Below are 15,871 nucleotides of genomic sequence, written 5' to 3'. Positions count from 1 at the left end.
AGATCGCTCCGGCTCAGAAGTCCACCGATGCGCTCAGCGAGAAGGTGCGCGGCATGGACTGCACCAGGTAGTTGGCGCCCGGGTAGCCGCCCACGGACGACCAGTAGCCCTTGTCGAACAGGTTGTCGATGCGCGCGCGCAGGGTCAGCAGGCGGTTGTTGCCGATGTCCATGAGATAACGCGCGCCGATGTCGGTGCGCGTCCACGAGGCCACCTTCAGCGTGTTGGCGCCGTTGGCGTACTGGCTGGACGTGTGCATCACGCGCGCATTGAGGGCCAGGCCCGAGACGCCGGGCACATCCCAGTCCACGCCCAGGTTGAGCAGGCGCTTGGGGACGCCGATGGCGTAGTTGCCGATGGTGGTGGCATCGGCGGCCTCGCGGATCTTGGCTTCGCTGAAGGTCACGCCGCCCAGCACGCGCAGGCCCTTGACGGGTTCGCCGAAGACCGTGGCCTCCAGGCCGCTGTTGCGCTGCTTGCCGTACTGGCCGAAGACCTGGTTGGCCACATAGGCCGAAGGCATGTCCGTGGTGTACAGCGCCACCGTGGCGCCCAGTTGCTGGCCTTGCCACTTGAAGCCGATTTCCTTCTGGCGCGACTTGTAGGGCGCGAACACCTGGCCACCGTTGGACACGGGCAGGTCGTTGGCCGTCTGCGGCGCCACGGCGCCCTTGGTCAGGCCTTCGATGTAGTTGGCGTAGACCGAGGTGTTCTCGCTGGTCTTGAACACCAGGCCCAGCATGGGCGTGGTGGCCGACTTCTTGTAGTTGTCGGTCTGCGCGCCCGTGTTGTAGTCGTAGCTGCTTTGCTCGATGCTCTGGCGGCGCACGCCCACGGTCAGGCGCAGACGCTCGTCCAGCATCGTCAGCGTGTCGCCGATGGCAAAGCTGTTGAGTTGGGTTTCGCCCACGCGCGTGGGATCGGCCAGGTTGCCGCCGAACAGCGTCATCGCCGGGCGCGCGCTGCTCCAGGGGTTGTAGATGTTGTTGACCACGCCAAAGCCCATGCCCCAGGCATTGCGCTCGGTGGCCGAGTAGGTGCTGGCCGTGGCCACCAGCTCGTGGCCCACGCTGCCCGTGGCCAGGCGCGTGCGGATGCCGACCTCGCCCGTGCCCACGCTGTCCTTGCGCTTGTTGTCGAAGCGCGTGCCCGTGGTGTCGCCGGCCGCATTGCTCACGGTCACGCCGCTCAGGGAGTTGTCTTCCTTGCCGCGGCGCAGGCCGCCTGCGGCCCAGGCCGTGGTGGTGTCGTTGATGTCCCATTCGGCGCGCAGCGTGGCGAACAGGTCGCGCTCGGTGGAGTACGACCAGTTCTGGCCGTAGTTGGTCTTGTTGTCGGGCACCGCCGGGATGAAGTTGCCGGGCGTCACGCTGGGGCGGCCGCCGTTGTAGCTGTTGCGCTGGTAGCCCACGTCGCCCGACAGGCGCACGTTGCGGCTGCGCCAGTCCAGGCCCACGCCCAGGGCGGTGAGCGAGCGGTCCTCGCCATCCACGCCCGTGCCGCCGTCGCGGCGCACGGCGTTCAGGCGGATGCCGGTGCTCTGGTCAGGGCCGAAGCGGCGCGAGATGTCGGTGGAGACAAAGGCCTGGCCGCCCGTCTGGATGCCGGCGCCCACGCGCGTCAGCGCATCGTTGCCGGCGCGCTTGGGCAGCAGGCTGATGGTGCCGCCAATGCCGCTGCCGCCCGGTGCCGCGCCATTGAGGAAGGCATTGGCGCCGCGCAGCACCTCCACGCGCTCGAAGAACTCCGAGGCGATGTACTGGCGTGGCAGCAGGCCGTACAGGCCGTTGTAGGCGATGTCGTCCGAGTACACCGGGAAGCCGCGCAGCACATACAGCTCCTGGAAGTTGCCGAAGCCGCGCGCCTGGCGCACGCCCGGGTCGTTGAGCAGCACATCGCCCACGCTCTTGGACTGGGTGTCTTCGATCAGCTGCTGCGTGTAGCTGGTGGTGGAGAAGGAGGAATTCTTCCAGTCCAGCGTGCCCAGCACGCCGTTGCGCGCGCCCGTGGCCACCTGGCCGCCTGCGAAGGGCTTGGACAGGCCCTGGGCCGATGCGTCGGCACTGGCCTCCACCGTCACGGCCTCCAGCACGGGGTCGCCGCCCCGGGTCTGGGCAATCAGGGCCTGCTGGCTGCACAGGCAGAGAACGGCCAGGGAAATCGGGCGGATGGAGGGCATGAGGATGATACTGAGAATGATTTACAGAATCCGTTAGCTTACCAACCACGTTAGGGCGCCGCTATGAATTTTCTCAATCTGTTGCATCGAAGCAATCCTCCAAGTGATTGAATTCAAAGGCCCTTCGCAATAGTTTGTGCGCACTCCCCATAGCCGCAATCTTCCAACGACCACGGAGATCCCTGCAGCTCGCGGCGCCCCGATGCATCTGGCGCCCTGCCGGCGCCCGTCCGTCGCATGGCGCTGGCCCCGGCGGCGCCCGGCAGCGACAGTCCTGTCCCATACAGGCCCGCAGAACCGGGCCGCACGCCAGGACACCGCCATGCAAATGACACCGCTGATCGCCATCCACATGAGCGCCGCCCTCGGGGCCACGGCCACGGGTGCCATCGCCTTGCTGGCACGCCGCCAGGCCGCCGTCCATCCCCGCCTGCACCGCGCGGCCGGCTACGCCTTCGTCACGCTCATGGTCTGCGCGGCGGTGTCCGCCTGCTTCATCCGCGACTACCGCCTGCCCAACTGGGCCGGCTACACGCCCGTCCACCTGCTGGTGCCGCTGACCTTTGCCGGCCTGGGCCGCTCGTTCTGGCACCTGTACCACGGCAACATCGCCGGCCACCGCAAGATCATGCGCAGCGTCTACATCGGCGCCTGCGTCGTGGCGGGCCTGTTCACCCTGCTGCCCGGCCGCTACCTGGGCGACCTGCTGTGGCAGCAGCTGGGCCTGGCCTGAAGCCGCTTTCCTTCCCCCTGACGGAGAACTTCCCATGCGCACCCTCGATCCCCTTGATCCCCTCGATCCCTCTGCCCGCCACGACGACGACGCCCTGGAGCGCATGGCGCGCCGCCGCGCAGGCGCCAAGATGGGCTGGATGATCCACGCCAGCGTCTATGTGCTGGTCAACCTCGGGCTGGCCGCGCTGTCGCTGTCCCAGGGCAGGCACTGGGCCATCTTCCCGGCCCTGGGCTGGGGCCTGGGGCTGGCCATCCACGGGGCCGTGGTCTGGCTGGCCCTGCCGGGCAACGGCTGGCACGGGCGCATGGTGGAGAGCGAGCGGCAGGCGCTGCAGTCACGCCAGGGCCGCGCCCGCTAAACGACGCCATGGGACTACCATTGCTCTCCATGCCCGACCTCGCATCCAACGCCCCATCCCAGCGGGCCGCACAGGGCCACATCGTGGAACGGACCACGCTGCTGCGCCACGGCATCGCAACGACCTCGGCCTGCGCCCTGATTGCCGCCGCATTCAGCCTGAGCAACCACGGCCGCTGGGACGTGAACCTCATCTACTCGCTGTCGATCGGCCTGACCAGCTGGCTCACCATCGAACTGGGCCGCTGGCGCCTGACGCGGGGCCAGGACATTCCCTGGCCCGGCGGCTGGCGCGGCGCCGCGCTGGTGGTGGCCGGCATCGTGACGGGGTTCGTGATCGGGTCGCTGATCGGCACGGCGTACAGGAAGTGGGCCGATCCCGACGCCAGCACGGCCCTGATGCACCGGCTGTGGATACCGCTGGCCGTCACCATCGTCGCCAGCACGGTGATGTCGCTGGCCTTCTTCCTGCTGGGCTACTCGCGCCACCTGCAGATGCAGGCCGAGCAGGCCCGACGCCAGGCGGCCGAGGCCAAACTCACCCTGCTGCAGGCCCAGCTGGAGCCGCACATGCTGTTCAACACCCTGGCCAACCTGCGCGTGCTGGTGGCCAGCGACCCGCAGCGCGCCCAGGCCATGCTGGACCATCTGATCGCCTACCTGCGCGCCACGCTGGGCGGCTCGCGCAGCACCGAGCATGCGCTGGGCGAAGAGTTCGCACGCCTGCGCGACTACCTGGCGCTGATGTCCATCCGCATGGGCGCGCGCCTGCAATACACGCTGGACCTGCCCGAGGACCTGGCCCAGGTACCCGTTCCGCCGCTGCTGCTGCAGCCCCTGGTGGAAAACTGCATACGCCACGGACTGGAGCCCAAGCTGGAAGGCGGGCATATCGCCGTGCGCGCGCGCCGCACCGCCGGTGGCCAGCTGGAGCTGACCGTGGCCGACAACGGCATGGGCCTGGATTCCGGTGCGCCCGCCCTGCCCGGCAGCCGCTTCGGCACGGCCCAGCTGCGCGAGCGCCTGGCCAGCCGCTATGGCGACGCCGCACACTTCGAACTGGCCGCCCTGCCCGAAGGCGGCACGCTCGCCAAAATCACCATTGCCAACGCCGGTTGAAATGACCTCCTCCCCCCGCGCCCTGATCGCCGAAGACGAACCCCTGCTGGCCGAGGACCTGCGCCAGGCCCTGGCCCGCGCCTGGCCCGAGCTGCAGATTGCCGCCATGGTGGGCGACGGCCTGAGTGCCGCCCGGCAGGCGCTGGCGCTGCAGCCGGACGTACTGTTCTTCGACATCCGTATGCCGGGCCAGAGCGGCCTGGAAGCCGCTGCCGAACTGGCCGACGCCTGGCCCGAGGCGCAGCCGTTTCCCATCCTGGTCTTCGTGACCGCCTATGACCAGTACGCCATGGACGCCTTCGAGGCCCAGGCCGTGGACTACCTGCTCAAGCCCGTGCAGCCCGAGCGGCTGGCGCGCAGCGTGCAGCGCCTGCGCGAGCTACTGGCCCAGCGCACGGTGGCCCCGGCTGGCGCTGCGCTGGCGCAGGCGCTGGAGCAATTGCGGCATCTGGCCGGCGCCACGGCCCCCGCCGCCGCCACCGAGCCGCCGCTGCAGATGATCCAGGCCGGCGTGGGCACGCAGATCCAGATGGTGCCCGTGCAGGACGTCGTCTACTTCGAGGCCGCCGACAAGTACGTGCGCGTGCTCACGGCCTCGCATGAGTACCTGGTGCGCACGCCGCTCAAGGAACTGCTGCCCCGGCTGGATGCCGAGGAATTCTGGCAGGTGCACCGCGGCACGGTGGTGCGTGCGGCGGCCATTGCCAACGCCCAGCGCGACGAGGCCGGCCGGCTGTGGCTGCAGCTGCGCGAGCGAGCGGAAAAACTGGCCGTGAGCCGCCTCTACGCGCAGCGGTTCAAGGCGATGTAGGGGGCGATGTAGACGCCGGCTCCGGTCAGCGCAGCGGCGGCTGATCGGGCAGGTCCAGCACGTCGTCCCAGGCCACGCCCTGCATCTCGTCCCAGTGGGCGACGATCACGCAGCGCGGCCCGTGCCCGGCCACGGGTGCAGATTGCTGGCCGGCCCGGTTCAGCCCCGCCAGCGTGCGCTGCACATGGTCGATCGATCCCCGGTCCAGCGCGGCCAGCGGCTCGTCGATCAGCAGCAGCGGCACGCCGCTGGCCCAGCCTGCCGCCATCCACAGCTTGCGCAGGCTGCCCGTGGACAGGGCCAGCAGGGGCTTGTGCAGGTGGAGCTCCAGGCCCAGGCCATCGGCATGGGCCTGCCATGCCGCCTCGCTCCACGCCGGATGCAATTGCCGCTGTGCATGCACCCATTCCTGCGCGGGCCGGGCACGCTCGGCATTGGACAGCTCGGCGCGCGGGTCGCGCCAGAACAGCGCGGGGCGCTGCGACGGGTCCGGCTGCTGCGGATACGCCAGGCGCCCGCCCTGCAAGGGCAACTGGCCGGCCAGCATTTGCAGCAGGCTGGTCTTGCCGCAGCCCTCGCCGCCGCGCACCAGGCACAGGCCCACGGGCCAGTCGTGCGAGGCGCCATCCCACAGCAGCAGGCCCGGCTGCCCGAAGCGCAGGGCCTGCGCGCTCACCATCGGCGGCGCCATCGATTGCTGTGCGGTGTCCATCTGAATGTCTTTCCGGTTCTGCGATGCGGGCAATTGTGCACGCGGCACAATGCCGGGCTTTCCCTTTTCCCATCACGCAGGCGGACCCCACCATGACCCTCGACTACCTGGATTTCGACTACAGCGAAGACGACGAAGGCACGGGCTGCTGGGACGCCATGGCCAGCGTGCCCGCCGCGCGCGTGCCGGCGCTGGCAGCCGAGGTGGAGCAATTGCTGGCCTGGGCGCACCGCCGCTTCAAGGGCCGGCGCGGCCCCATCGAGGAAGGGGGCGACTGGGACTACGAGCTGCAGGCCCAGGACGACGGCGGCCAGCCGCTGGCCTGGCGCTTTGACGCAGCCACGGTGCGCCTGCAATCCGTGGCGGCGGGGGATGGCCGCACCACGGTGAACCTGTCGATCAGCGGCAGCGCGGCCTTCGGCGAAGCATTGCGCCAGGCCTTCGAGCTGCAGGACTGAACATCAGCGCGCGACAGCCTGCGGCCCCTGCGCGGACACCGGCCCCAGCGGCTCCCAGCGCCCGGCCACGTTCTTGAGCAAGGTGTTGACGGCGGCCAGCCGCCGGTTGCGCACATCGATCAGGCTGCGCCGCGCCGACAGCACCGTGGTCTGTGCGCTGAGCACATTCAGATAGGCCACCGTGCCCGCGCGGTACTGGTTGTTGACGACATCCAGCGCCTTCTGCGCGGCGGCCACGGCCTCGATCTGCACCTGCTGCTCGCGCGCCAGGGCGGATGCGGTGACCAGGTTGTCCTCCACCTCCTGCAACGCCGTCAGCACGGTCTGGCGGTAGGTGGCGGCGGCCAGGTCCAGCGAGGCGCGCGCCGACTCCACGGCCGCCGTGCGCGCGCCGCCGTCGAACAGCGCCAGCGCCAGCGACGGGCCCAGCGACCAGAACAGGTTGGGCGCACTCACCAGGTTGGACAGCGATGCACCCCGGTAGCCGGCCGTGGCCGACAGCGTGAGCGCCGGGAAGAAGGCCGCGCGCGCCACGCCCACCTGGGCATTGGCGGCGGCCACGCGGCGCTCGGCCGCTGCAATGTCGGGGCGCTGCTCCAGCAGTTGGGACGACAGCATGGCCGGCACCTCGGGCGGCGGCGGCAGCTCGGCGCCGGCCTCCAGGCTGAAGGCGGCCGGCGGCAGGCCCAGCAGCGCGGCCAGGGCGTGCTCCAGCTGGGCGCGGCTGGTCTGTGCCTCGATGAGCTGGGCCTGGGTGCTTTTGTACTGCGCCTCGGCCTGGGCCACGTCGGCCGACGAGGCCACGCCCGCGCGGTAGCGGTTGTTGGTGAGCTTCAGGCTTTGCTCGTAGCCCTGCAGCGTTTCCTGCAGCAGCCGCACGCTGGCATCGGCCGCGCGCAGCGAGAAATAGGTCTGCGTGATCGATGCCTGGGCCGACAGGCGCGCGGCGGCCAGGTCGTCGCTGCTGGCCTGGGCGCTGGCCTGGCTGGCACTGACCGTGCCCGACACGCGGCCCCACAGGTCCAGCTCCCAGCTGGCGTTCAGGCCCAGCGAGTAGTTGGTCGAGATGTTGCCGCTACTGCCGGTGTTGCCGGTGTTGCCGCCCGTGCCTGATGCACCCGATGCCCCGCCGCTGCGCGAGCGCGTGGCGCCGGCCGTGCTGCCCAGCGTGGGGAACAACCCGGCCTGGCTGCTGGCCACGGCCGCCTGCGCGGCACGCAGGCGCGCGGCGGCCTGGGCAATGCTCTGGTTGCCGGTGGCGGCCTGCTGCTGCAGGCGGTTGAGCTGCTCGTCGCCGAACAGCTCCCACCAGTTGTCGGGCACTTGCGCACGCGACGGATCTGCGGGCCGCCAGATGCCGGCCTCGGCCGCCTCGGGCGTGGCTTCCTTGAACTGGGCCGGCACTTCGAGTGCGGGGCGCTGGTAGGCGCTCTGCGTGGAGCAGCCGGCCAGCAGCGCGGCGGCCAGCCAGATCGCCGGGGAGTGAAGTGTCTTGAACTGCATCAGCTTGGGCTTTCGGATTCGGTTCACTGGGGTGATGCGGCTGGCACAGGGGTGCCACGGTCCTTGCCCTGCACGCGGCCACGCAGGCCCATGACACGCTGGCGCAGCCTGTCCAGCAGCACATAGACCACGGGCGTGGTGTAGAGCGTGAGCAGCTGGCTCAGCATCAGGCCGCCCACGATGGCAATGCCCAGCGGCTGGCGCAGTTCGGCGCCATCGCCCCGGCCCAGGGCCAGCGGCAGTGCGCCGCAGATGGCCGCCAGGCTGGTCATGAGGATGGGGCGCAGCCGCAGCTCGCAGGCGCGGTAGATGGCCTGGGCGGCCGTGGCATGGCCGGCGCGCTGCCGCTCCAGCGCGAAGTCGATCATCATGATGGCGTTCTTCTTGACGATGCCGATCAGCAAAATCACCCCGATCAGCGCGATCAGCGAGAACTCCGTCTTGAACAACATCAGCGCCATCAGCGCGCCCACGCCGGCCGAGGGCAGCGTGGACAGGATGGTCAGCGGATGCACCAGGCTCTCATAGAGCACGCCCAGCACCAGGTAGATGGTGATGATGGCCGCCAGGATCAGCAGCGGCTGCCCGGACAGCGCCTGCTGGAAGGCCCCGGCCGTGCCGCTGAAGCTGCCGCGCACCGACACGGGCACGCCCAGATCAGCCACGGCCGCGCGGATGGCGTCGCTGGCATCCGACAGCGCCACGCCCTCGGCCAGGCTGAAGCTGATGGTGCTGGCCGGCGTGCCCCGGTCGTGGTTCACGGCCAGCGGCGTGTTGGTGGTGGTGATGCGCGCAAACGAGGTCAGCGGCACCTGCACGCCCTGGTTGTTCACGAAGAAGAAGCCGCGCAGCGTCTCGGGGCTTTGCAGGTAGCGGGGCGCGGCCTCCATCACCACGCGGTATTGGTTGAGCGGGTTGTAGATCACGCCCACCTGGCGCTGGCCGAAGGCGTTGTTGAGCGTGCCGTCGATCTGCGACACCGTCAGCCCCAGGCGCGTGGCCGCGTCGCGGTCGATCACCAGCGAGGTCTGCAGGCCGAAGTCAGACACATCGCTGTTCACGTCCGTGAGCTGGGGCAGCTGCGACAGCACCTGGCGGATGCGCGGCTCCCAGGTGCGCAGGTCCTGGATGTCGTCGGCCTGCAGCGTGTAGTCATACGAGCCCGAGCTTTGCCGCCCGCCGATGCGGATATCGCTTTGCGTGACCATGAACAGCCGCGCACCGGGCTCGTTCTTGAGCTTGTCGCGCAGGCGGTTGATCACCTCGTCGGAAGACACCTTGCGCTCGGCCAGCGGCTTGAGCGACATGAACATGTTGGCCGCATTGCGCTGGCCGCCGCCCGTGAAGCCCGTCACGTACTCCACGGCCGGGTCTTCCTGCACGATGGACAGGAAGCGCTTGAGCCGCTGCTCCATGGCCTGGTAGGAGGTGGACTGGTCGGCCCGGATGAAGCCCATCACGCGGCCCGTGTCCTGGCTGGGCATGAAACCCTTGTCGATGGCCATGTACAGGTGCACGTTCAGCGCCACCACGCCGGCCAGCACCAGCAGCACCAGCGGCTGGTGGCGCAGGCACCAGGCCAGGCTTGCGCGGTAGCCGGACATGGCACGCCGCTCGGCCCGGCCCACCCAGGCGCCGAAGCGGTCCCAGGCGCGCTGCAGGCCATTGCGCGGCCGGCCCGGCTGAGCGACACGCTGCGGGCGCAGCAGCGCCGCGCACATCATGGGCGTGGTGGTCAGCGACACCACCATCGAGATCAGAATGGCCGCCGACATCACCACCGCGAACTCGCGGAAGAACCGCCCCACGATGCCGCCCATGAACAGGATGGGCACGAACACCGCGATCAGCGACAGGCTCATGGACACCACGGTGAACCCGATCTCGCGCGCCCCGTCCAGCGCCGCGCGCAGCGCGGTCTTGCCGCGCTCCATGTGGCGCATCACGTTCTCCAGCACCACGATGGCATCGTCCACCACAAAGCCCGTGGCCACGGTCAGCGCCATCAGCGACAGGTTGTCCAGCGTATAGCCGGCCAGGTACATCACGCCGAACGTGCCCGCCAGCGACACCGGCACGGCCACGGCCGGAATCAGCGTGGCCCGGCCATTGCGCAGGAACAGGAACACCACCAGGATCACCAGCGCCACGGCGATCAATAGCGCCCGTTCCACCTCCACCACCGAGGCGCGCAGCGTGGGCGTGCGGTCGGACACGATGGTCAGATCGATCGCCTCGGGGATGGACGCCTTGAGCTGCGGCAGCAAAGAGCGCACGCGCGCCACGGCCTCCAGGATGTTGGCATCGGGCTGCTTGAAGATCTGCAGCAGGATGGCGGGCTTGCCATTGGCCACGCCGTAGTTGCGCACGTCCTGCACCGAATCCGTGACATCGGCCACGTCCTGCAGCCGGATCGCATTGCCATTGCTCCAGCGCAGCACCAGCGGCGCATAGTCGGCCGCCACGCGCGCCTGGTCATTGGCGGTCACCTGCCAGTAATGGTCCTCGCGCTCCACCGCGCCCAGCGGCCGGTTGGCATTCGTGGCCGAAATGGCGGTACGCACCTGGTCCAGCGACACGCCATTGGCCGCCAGCTTCACCGGGTCCAGCTCCACGCGCACGGCCGGCAGCGCCCCGCCGCTGATGGACGCCTGGCCCACGCCCTCCACCTGCGAGAGCTTCTGCGCCAGCACAGTGGATGCCGCGTCATACATCTGCCCGCGCGTCAGCGCGCTGGACGTCAGCGCCAGGATCATGATCGGCGCATCGGCCGGATTCACCTTGCGATACGTAGGATTGCCCGGCATGCCCGAAGGCAGCAGCGTGCGCGCCGCATTGATGGCGGCCTGCACATCGCGCGCCGCGCTGTCCACCGTGCGCGACAGATCGAACTGCAGCGTGATGCGCGTACTGCCCAGGCTGGAGCTGGACGTGATCTCATTGACCCCCGCAATCGCCCCCAGCGCCCGCTCCAGCGGCGTCGCCACCGTGGCAGCCATGGTGTCGGGGCTTGCACCCGGCAGGCTGGCGGACACCGAAATCGTCGGATAGTCCACCTGCGGCAGCGGCGCCACCGGCAGCAGGAAATACGACACCGCCCCCGCCAGCGCCAGGCCGATGGTCATCAGCATGGTGGCAATGGGCCGGAAGATGAACGGCGCCGAGAGATTGGACAGCTGGCTCATGATCCAGCCCCAAAAATCCCAGGCCGAGCGAAGCGATGGCCCGTCCCCCGGCCTTCCCCCCTCTGCCCAACGCAGGTTGCCCGCAGCGAAGCGAAGGGTCGTGGGCAGTGAGGGCGCATTTCTTTGCCTACTTTCTTGCTGCGAGGCAAGAAAGTAGGTCGGCCGCCGGACCGAACCCCGGCCAGCGGCGCCAGCCAAAAGCGCAGATCAAGCTCAAGCATGGGCCTGCTCCGAAGAAGCACCCCGACGATCCCGCCACCTCTGCGCCCACCCTTCAAAAGTCAGATAAATCACAGGCGTAGTGAACAGAGTCAACAACTGACTCACCAGCAAGCCCCCCACCAACGTCACCCCCAACGGATGCCGCAACTCACTGCCCACCCCCGTCCCCAGCATCAACGGCAAGGCCCCCAGCAAAGCCGCCAAAGTCGTCATCAGGATAGGCCGGAACCGCAGCAGGCAGGCCTGGTAGATGGCCTCGCGCGGCGTGTGCCCCTCCTCGCGCTGCGCCTCCAGCGCGAAGTCGATCATCATGATCGCGTTCTTCTTGACGATGCCGATCAGCAGCACGATGCCGATGATGGCGATGATGTCCAGATCCAGCCCCGCCAGCAGCAGGGCCAGCAGCGCGCCCACGCCGGCCGAGGGCAGCGTGGACAGGATGGTCACCGGGTGGATGGTGCTCTCATAGAGCACGCCCAGCACGATGTACATGGTGATCACGGCCGCCAGCACCAGCAGCAGCGTGTTGGACAGCGAGGCCTGGAAGGCCAGGGCCGCGCCCTGGAAGGCGGCATCCACCGACAGCGGCATATGGCCCTCGGTGCGCAGCTGGGCCATCAGGTCCTGCACGGCCTTGACCGCATGGCCCAGCGACACGCCGGGCGCGGTGTTGAACGAGATGGTGGCGGCCGGCAGCTGCCCCACATGGTTAACGGCCAGGGCCATGGGCCGCTCGCTGACCGTGGCCACCGAGGACAGCGGCACGGGCGCGCCCGCGCTGGAGGCCACATAGATGGCCTGCAGCGACTCGGGCCCGACCTTGAACTGCGGCGCCACTTCCAGCACCACGCGGTACTGGTTGGACTGCGTGAAGATGGTGGAGATCAGCCGCTGGCCGAAGGCGTTGTACAGCGCCGTGTCGATGGCGGCGACCGTCACGCCCAGCCGGCTGGCCTGTGCCCGGTCGATCTGCACGAAGGCCTGCAGGCCCTGGTTCTGCAGGTCGCTGCCCACGTCCACCAGCTCGGGCAGGTCGTGCATGCGCTCGACCAGGGCCTGGGTGCTGGTGGTCAGCTGCGCCATGTCGGGCGAGGACATCAGCAGCTGGTACTGGGTGCGCGCCACGCGGTCCTCGATGGTCAGGTCCTGCACGGGCTGGGCGTACAGGCGTATGCCCGGGATCTGCAGCGCATCGTCGGACAGGCGGCGCAGCACGGCGGGCACGCCATCGCGCTGGCCGTGGGGCTTGAGGTCGATCAGCAGCCGGCCCGTGTTCAGCGTGGTGTTGCTGCCATCGACGCCGATGAAGGACGAGATGCTCTGCACGGCCGGGTCCTTGAGCAGCAGCTCGGCCAGGGCCTGCTGGCGCTCGGCCATGGCGGCAAACGAGATGGACTGGTCGGCCTCGGTCGTGGCCTGGATGGTGCCCGTGTCCTGGTCCGGGAAGAAGCCCTTGGGCACGGCAAAGTACAGCAGCACGGTCACGGCCAGCGTGGCCAGGAAGACGATCCAGGTCAGGCCCCGGCGGTCCAGCACCCAGGTGAGGATGCGGCCGTAGCCGGCAATGGTGCGGTCGAAGAAACGGCCCGTGGCGTGGTACAGGCGGCCATGCCGCTCTTCCTCGGCCCCTTCGGGCTGGTGGCGCAGCAGCCGTGCGCACAGCATGGGCGTGAGCGTCAGCGAGACCACGGCTGAGATCAGGATGGCCACCGCCATGGTGATGGCGAACTCGTGGAACAGCCGCCCCACCACGTCGCCCATGAACAGCAGCGGGATCAGCACGGCGATCAGCGAAATCGTCAGCGAGATGATGGTGAAGCCGATCTGCTTGGCGCCCTTGAGCGCGGCCTGCATGGGCGGCTCGCCCTTTTCCACGAAGCGCGCGATGTTCTCGATCATCACGATGGCATCGTCCACCACGAAGCCGGTGGAGATCGTCAGCGCCATCAGCGTGAGGTTGTTGATGGAAAAACCGGCCAGGTACATCACGCCGAAGGTGCCGATCAGCGACAGCGGCACGGCAAAGCTCGGGATCAGCGTGGCCGAGGCGCTGCGCAGGAAGACGAAGATCACCGCCACCACCAGGGCGATGGCCAGCATCAGTTCCAGCTGCATGTCGTTGACCGAGGCGCGGATGGTCACCGTGCGGTCGGTCAGCACCTGCACGTCCAGCGAGGCCGGCAGCGTCTCCTTGAGCTGGGGCAGCAGCGCCTTGATGCGGTCCACCGTCTCGATCACATTGGCGCCGGGCTGGCGCCGGATGTTGAGGATCACGCCCGCGCGCGAGCCGCCTTCGGGCGTGCCGGCCCAGGCGGCCAGGCGCGTGTTCTCGGCATCGTCCACGGTCTGGGCGATGTCGGACAGGCGCACGGGCAGGCCGTTCTTGAAGGCGATGATGAGGTTGCGGTACTCGGCCGCCGACTGCAGCTGGTCGTTGGCATCGATGGTGGAGGCGCGCGCCGGGCCGTCGAAGCCGCCCTTGGCCTGCTTGACGTTGGCGGCGGCGATGGCGGTGCGCACATCGTCCAGCGTCATGCCCAGGCCGGCCAGCGCCGTCGGGTTGGCCTGGATGCGCACGGCAGGCCGGCGCCCACCGGCAATCGCCACCAGCCCCACGCCGTTGACCTGCGAGAGCTTGGGCGCCAGGCGGTTTTCCACCAGGTCGTTGACACGGATCACCGGCAGCGAGGGCGAGGTGATGGCCAGCGTGAGGATGGGCGCATCCGCCGGGTTGACCTTGCTGTACAGCGGGGGCATGGGCAGGTCGCTGGGCAGCAGGTTGGAGCCCGCGTTGATGGCGGCCTGCACCTGCTGCTCGGCCACGTCCATGGCCATGTCCAGCGCAAAGCGCAGCGTGATCACCGAGGCGCCGCCCGAACTGGTGGACGACATCTGCGACAGCCCCGGCATCTGGCCGAGCTGGCGCTCCAGCGGCGCGGTGACGTTGGAGGTCATCACGTCGGGGCTGGCACCGGGGTACAGCGTGGTGACCTGGATGGTGGGGTAGTCCACCTCGGGCAGGGCCGAAATCGGCAACAGCCGGTAGGCCAGCAGGCCGGCGATCAGCACCGCCACCATCAGCAGCGAGGTGGCGACGGGTCGCAGGATGAAGATGCGGGAAAGATTCATGGGGCCGCCTGGAAGGGCTTGCAGTCTTCAGGTGCCGGGGCGCTGCTCAGCGCCCGGCCGGAGCGGGAACCGCCGGAGCAGCAGGCGCAGAAGGCGCGGCAGGCGTCGGGCCGGGCGAAGGCTGGGGCGATCCGGGCGACGGTGCCGGCGACTGGCCTGCGGGCGCGGAGCCTTCGGCCGCCGGCGCGGTCACGTTGCCGCCATTGCCGCCGCTTCCACCGTTACCCCCATTGCGCTGCCCACCGCGCTCGGCACGCAGCTTCTGCAGGTAGGCCTTGCGCTCGTCGGGGTTCATGGTCGCCAGCTTGGCGCGCACATCGGGCGGCAGATTGCGCATGCCGCGCGGCTGGCCGGAGGCATCCTGCACGGCCTGGTCCACCTTCTGCACCTTGTCGGGCTCGATCACCGTGACCTTGGCGCCTTCGCGCAGGCGGTCAATGCCGTCCACCACCACCTGCTCGCCAGGCTTGAGTTCGCCCTTCACGCTCACCCGGTCGCCATCGGTCACGCCCACGGCGATGCGCCGCTGCGTCACCGTGCCATCCTCCTGGACCAGGTAGACGTAGTTGTTCTGCACGGCCGTGGTCGGCACGGTCAGCGCCTGCTCCAGCCGGTCCACTTCCAGCTTGACGTTGACGAACTGGTTGGCGAACAGCCGGCCCTCGGCATTGTCGAAGGCGGCCTTGGCCTTGATGGTGCCGGTGGCGATGTCGATGCTGTTGTCCACCGCATTGAGCCGGCCGCGGCCCAGTTGCTGCTTCAGGTCCCGGTCCCACAGCTCCACGGGCAGCTCGCGCCCCTCGGCCAGGCGCCGTGCCAGCGTGCCCACATGAACCTCGGGCACGGAGAACACCGCGTCGATGGGCTTGACCTGGGTGATGGTGACGATGCCGTTGGTGTCCGAAGGGTTAACCACATTGCCCCGGTCGGCCTGGCGCAGGCCCAGCCGGCCCGCAATGGGCGCCGTGATGCGCGTGTAGCTCAGTTGCAGCTTGGCCGCATCGGCCTGGGCCTGGTCGGCGGCCACCGTGCCCTGGTACTGGCGCACCAGCGCAGCCTGGGTATCGACCTGCTGGCCGGCAATGGAATCCTGTGCCTGCAGCTCCTTGTAGCGCTGCAGGTCCAGCTGGGCGTTCTTGAGCAGCGCCTGGTCGCGCTGCAGCGTGCCCTGGATCTGGTTGAAGCTGGCCTGGAAGCTGCGCGGATCGATCTCGGCCAGCAGCTGGCCGGCCTTGACCTCGTCGCCTTCCTTGAAATGCAGGCGCAGCAACTCGCCTGACACCTTGGCGCGCACCACGGCCGTGGCGCGCGGGTTCATGGTGCCGATGGCGCTGATCAGCACACGCATGTCGCGCCGCTCCACCACGCCCACGGACACCGGCTGCGCCTGGGCACCCATGGCGCCGGGGCCGCCAGGCCCACCCGGCCCGCCGGGGCCGCGCCGGCCGCCTCCCGCACGC

Annotated in this window: 11 protein-coding genes; 5 read left to right on the top strand and 6 right to left on the bottom strand. The window is 69.2% G+C overall.

Going from position 1 to position 15,871, the window contains the following annotated elements:
* Nucleotides 1–13: 13 nt before the first annotated feature.
* A complete protein-coding gene (locus IB269_RS27360) occupies nt 14–2,179 on the bottom strand; it encodes a TonB-dependent receptor (RefSeq protein ID WP_099734334.1) in 2,166 nt (721 codons plus the stop codon).
* 322 nt (nt 2,180–2,501) lie between these two features.
* Between IB269_RS27360 and IB269_RS27355 the strand changes: the two genes are divergently transcribed.
* From IB269_RS27355 to IB269_RS27340, 4 genes are read left to right on the top strand one after another with little or no spacing between them, the layout of a single operon-like run.
* Nucleotides 2,502–2,912, top strand: a complete 411-nt coding sequence (locus tag IB269_RS27355) for a DUF2306 domain-containing protein (RefSeq protein WP_013803596.1) — start codon at nt 2,502–2,504, stop codon at nt 2,910–2,912.
* A 34-nt stretch (nt 2,913–2,946) separates the two neighbouring features.
* The gene (locus IB269_RS27350; RefSeq protein ID WP_192368789.1) at nt 2,947–3,273 is read left to right on the top strand and encodes a 2TM domain-containing protein; all 327 of its coding nucleotides are present in this window, start codon (nt 2,947–2,949) and stop codon (nt 3,271–3,273) included.
* Nucleotides 3,274–3,302: 29 nt separating this feature from the next.
* A complete protein-coding gene (locus IB269_RS27345; RefSeq protein ID WP_192368788.1) occupies nt 3,303–4,391 on the top strand; it encodes a sensor histidine kinase in 1,089 nt (362 codons plus the stop codon).
* A gap of 1 nt (nt 4,392) precedes the next feature.
* Nucleotides 4,393–5,202, top strand: coding sequence for a LytR/AlgR family response regulator transcription factor (locus IB269_RS27340; protein ID WP_192368787.1), 810 nt, complete (start codon nt 4,393–4,395; stop codon nt 5,200–5,202).
* Nucleotides 5,203–5,227: 25 nt separating this feature from the next.
* Here the strand turns inward: IB269_RS27340 and IB269_RS27335 are convergent, their stop codons facing one another.
* The gene (locus IB269_RS27335; RefSeq protein WP_192368786.1) at nt 5,228–5,914 is read right to left on the bottom strand and encodes an ATP-binding cassette domain-containing protein; all 687 of its coding nucleotides are present in this window, start codon (nt 5,912–5,914) and stop codon (nt 5,228–5,230) included.
* 92 nt (nt 5,915–6,006) lie between these two features.
* Between IB269_RS27335 and IB269_RS27330 the strand changes: the two genes are divergently transcribed.
* Nucleotides 6,007–6,372: a hypothetical protein gene (locus IB269_RS27330; RefSeq protein WP_192368785.1), complete on the top strand. Its 366-nt coding sequence runs from the start codon at nt 6,007–6,009 to the stop codon at nt 6,370–6,372.
* 3 nt (nt 6,373–6,375) lie between these two features.
* Here the strand turns inward: IB269_RS27330 and IB269_RS27325 are convergent, their stop codons facing one another.
* From IB269_RS27325 to IB269_RS27310, 4 genes are all read right to left on the bottom strand, one after another.
* Nucleotides 6,376–7,875 (bottom strand): efflux transporter outer membrane subunit, encoded by a 1,500-nt coding sequence (locus IB269_RS27325; protein WP_192368908.1) that lies wholly within the window; start codon nt 7,873–7,875, stop codon nt 6,376–6,378.
* Nucleotides 7,876–7,898: 23 nt separating this feature from the next.
* A complete protein-coding gene (locus tag IB269_RS27320) occupies nt 7,899–11,060 on the bottom strand; it encodes a multidrug efflux RND transporter permease subunit (RefSeq protein ID WP_180317743.1) in 3,162 nt (1,053 codons plus the stop codon).
* A 213-nt stretch (nt 11,061–11,273) separates the two neighbouring features.
* Nucleotides 11,274–14,411: an MdtB/MuxB family multidrug efflux RND transporter permease subunit gene (locus IB269_RS27315; RefSeq protein WP_192368784.1), complete on the bottom strand. Its 3,138-nt coding sequence runs from the start codon at nt 14,409–14,411 to the stop codon at nt 11,274–11,276.
* Between the two features lie 46 nt (nt 14,412–14,457).
* A partial coding sequence (locus IB269_RS27310) for an efflux RND transporter periplasmic adaptor subunit (protein ID WP_192368783.1) occupies nt 14,458–15,871 on the bottom strand: 1,414 nt, incomplete at its 5' end.

The sequence above is a fragment of the Delftia sp. DLF01 genome (genome assembly GCF_014852125.1).
In the GTDB taxonomy this organism is placed as follows: Bacteria; Pseudomonadota; Gammaproteobacteria; order Burkholderiales; family Burkholderiaceae_C; genus Comamonas; species Comamonas acidovorans.
This window is presented reverse-complemented; position numbering and strand designations above follow the sequence as displayed.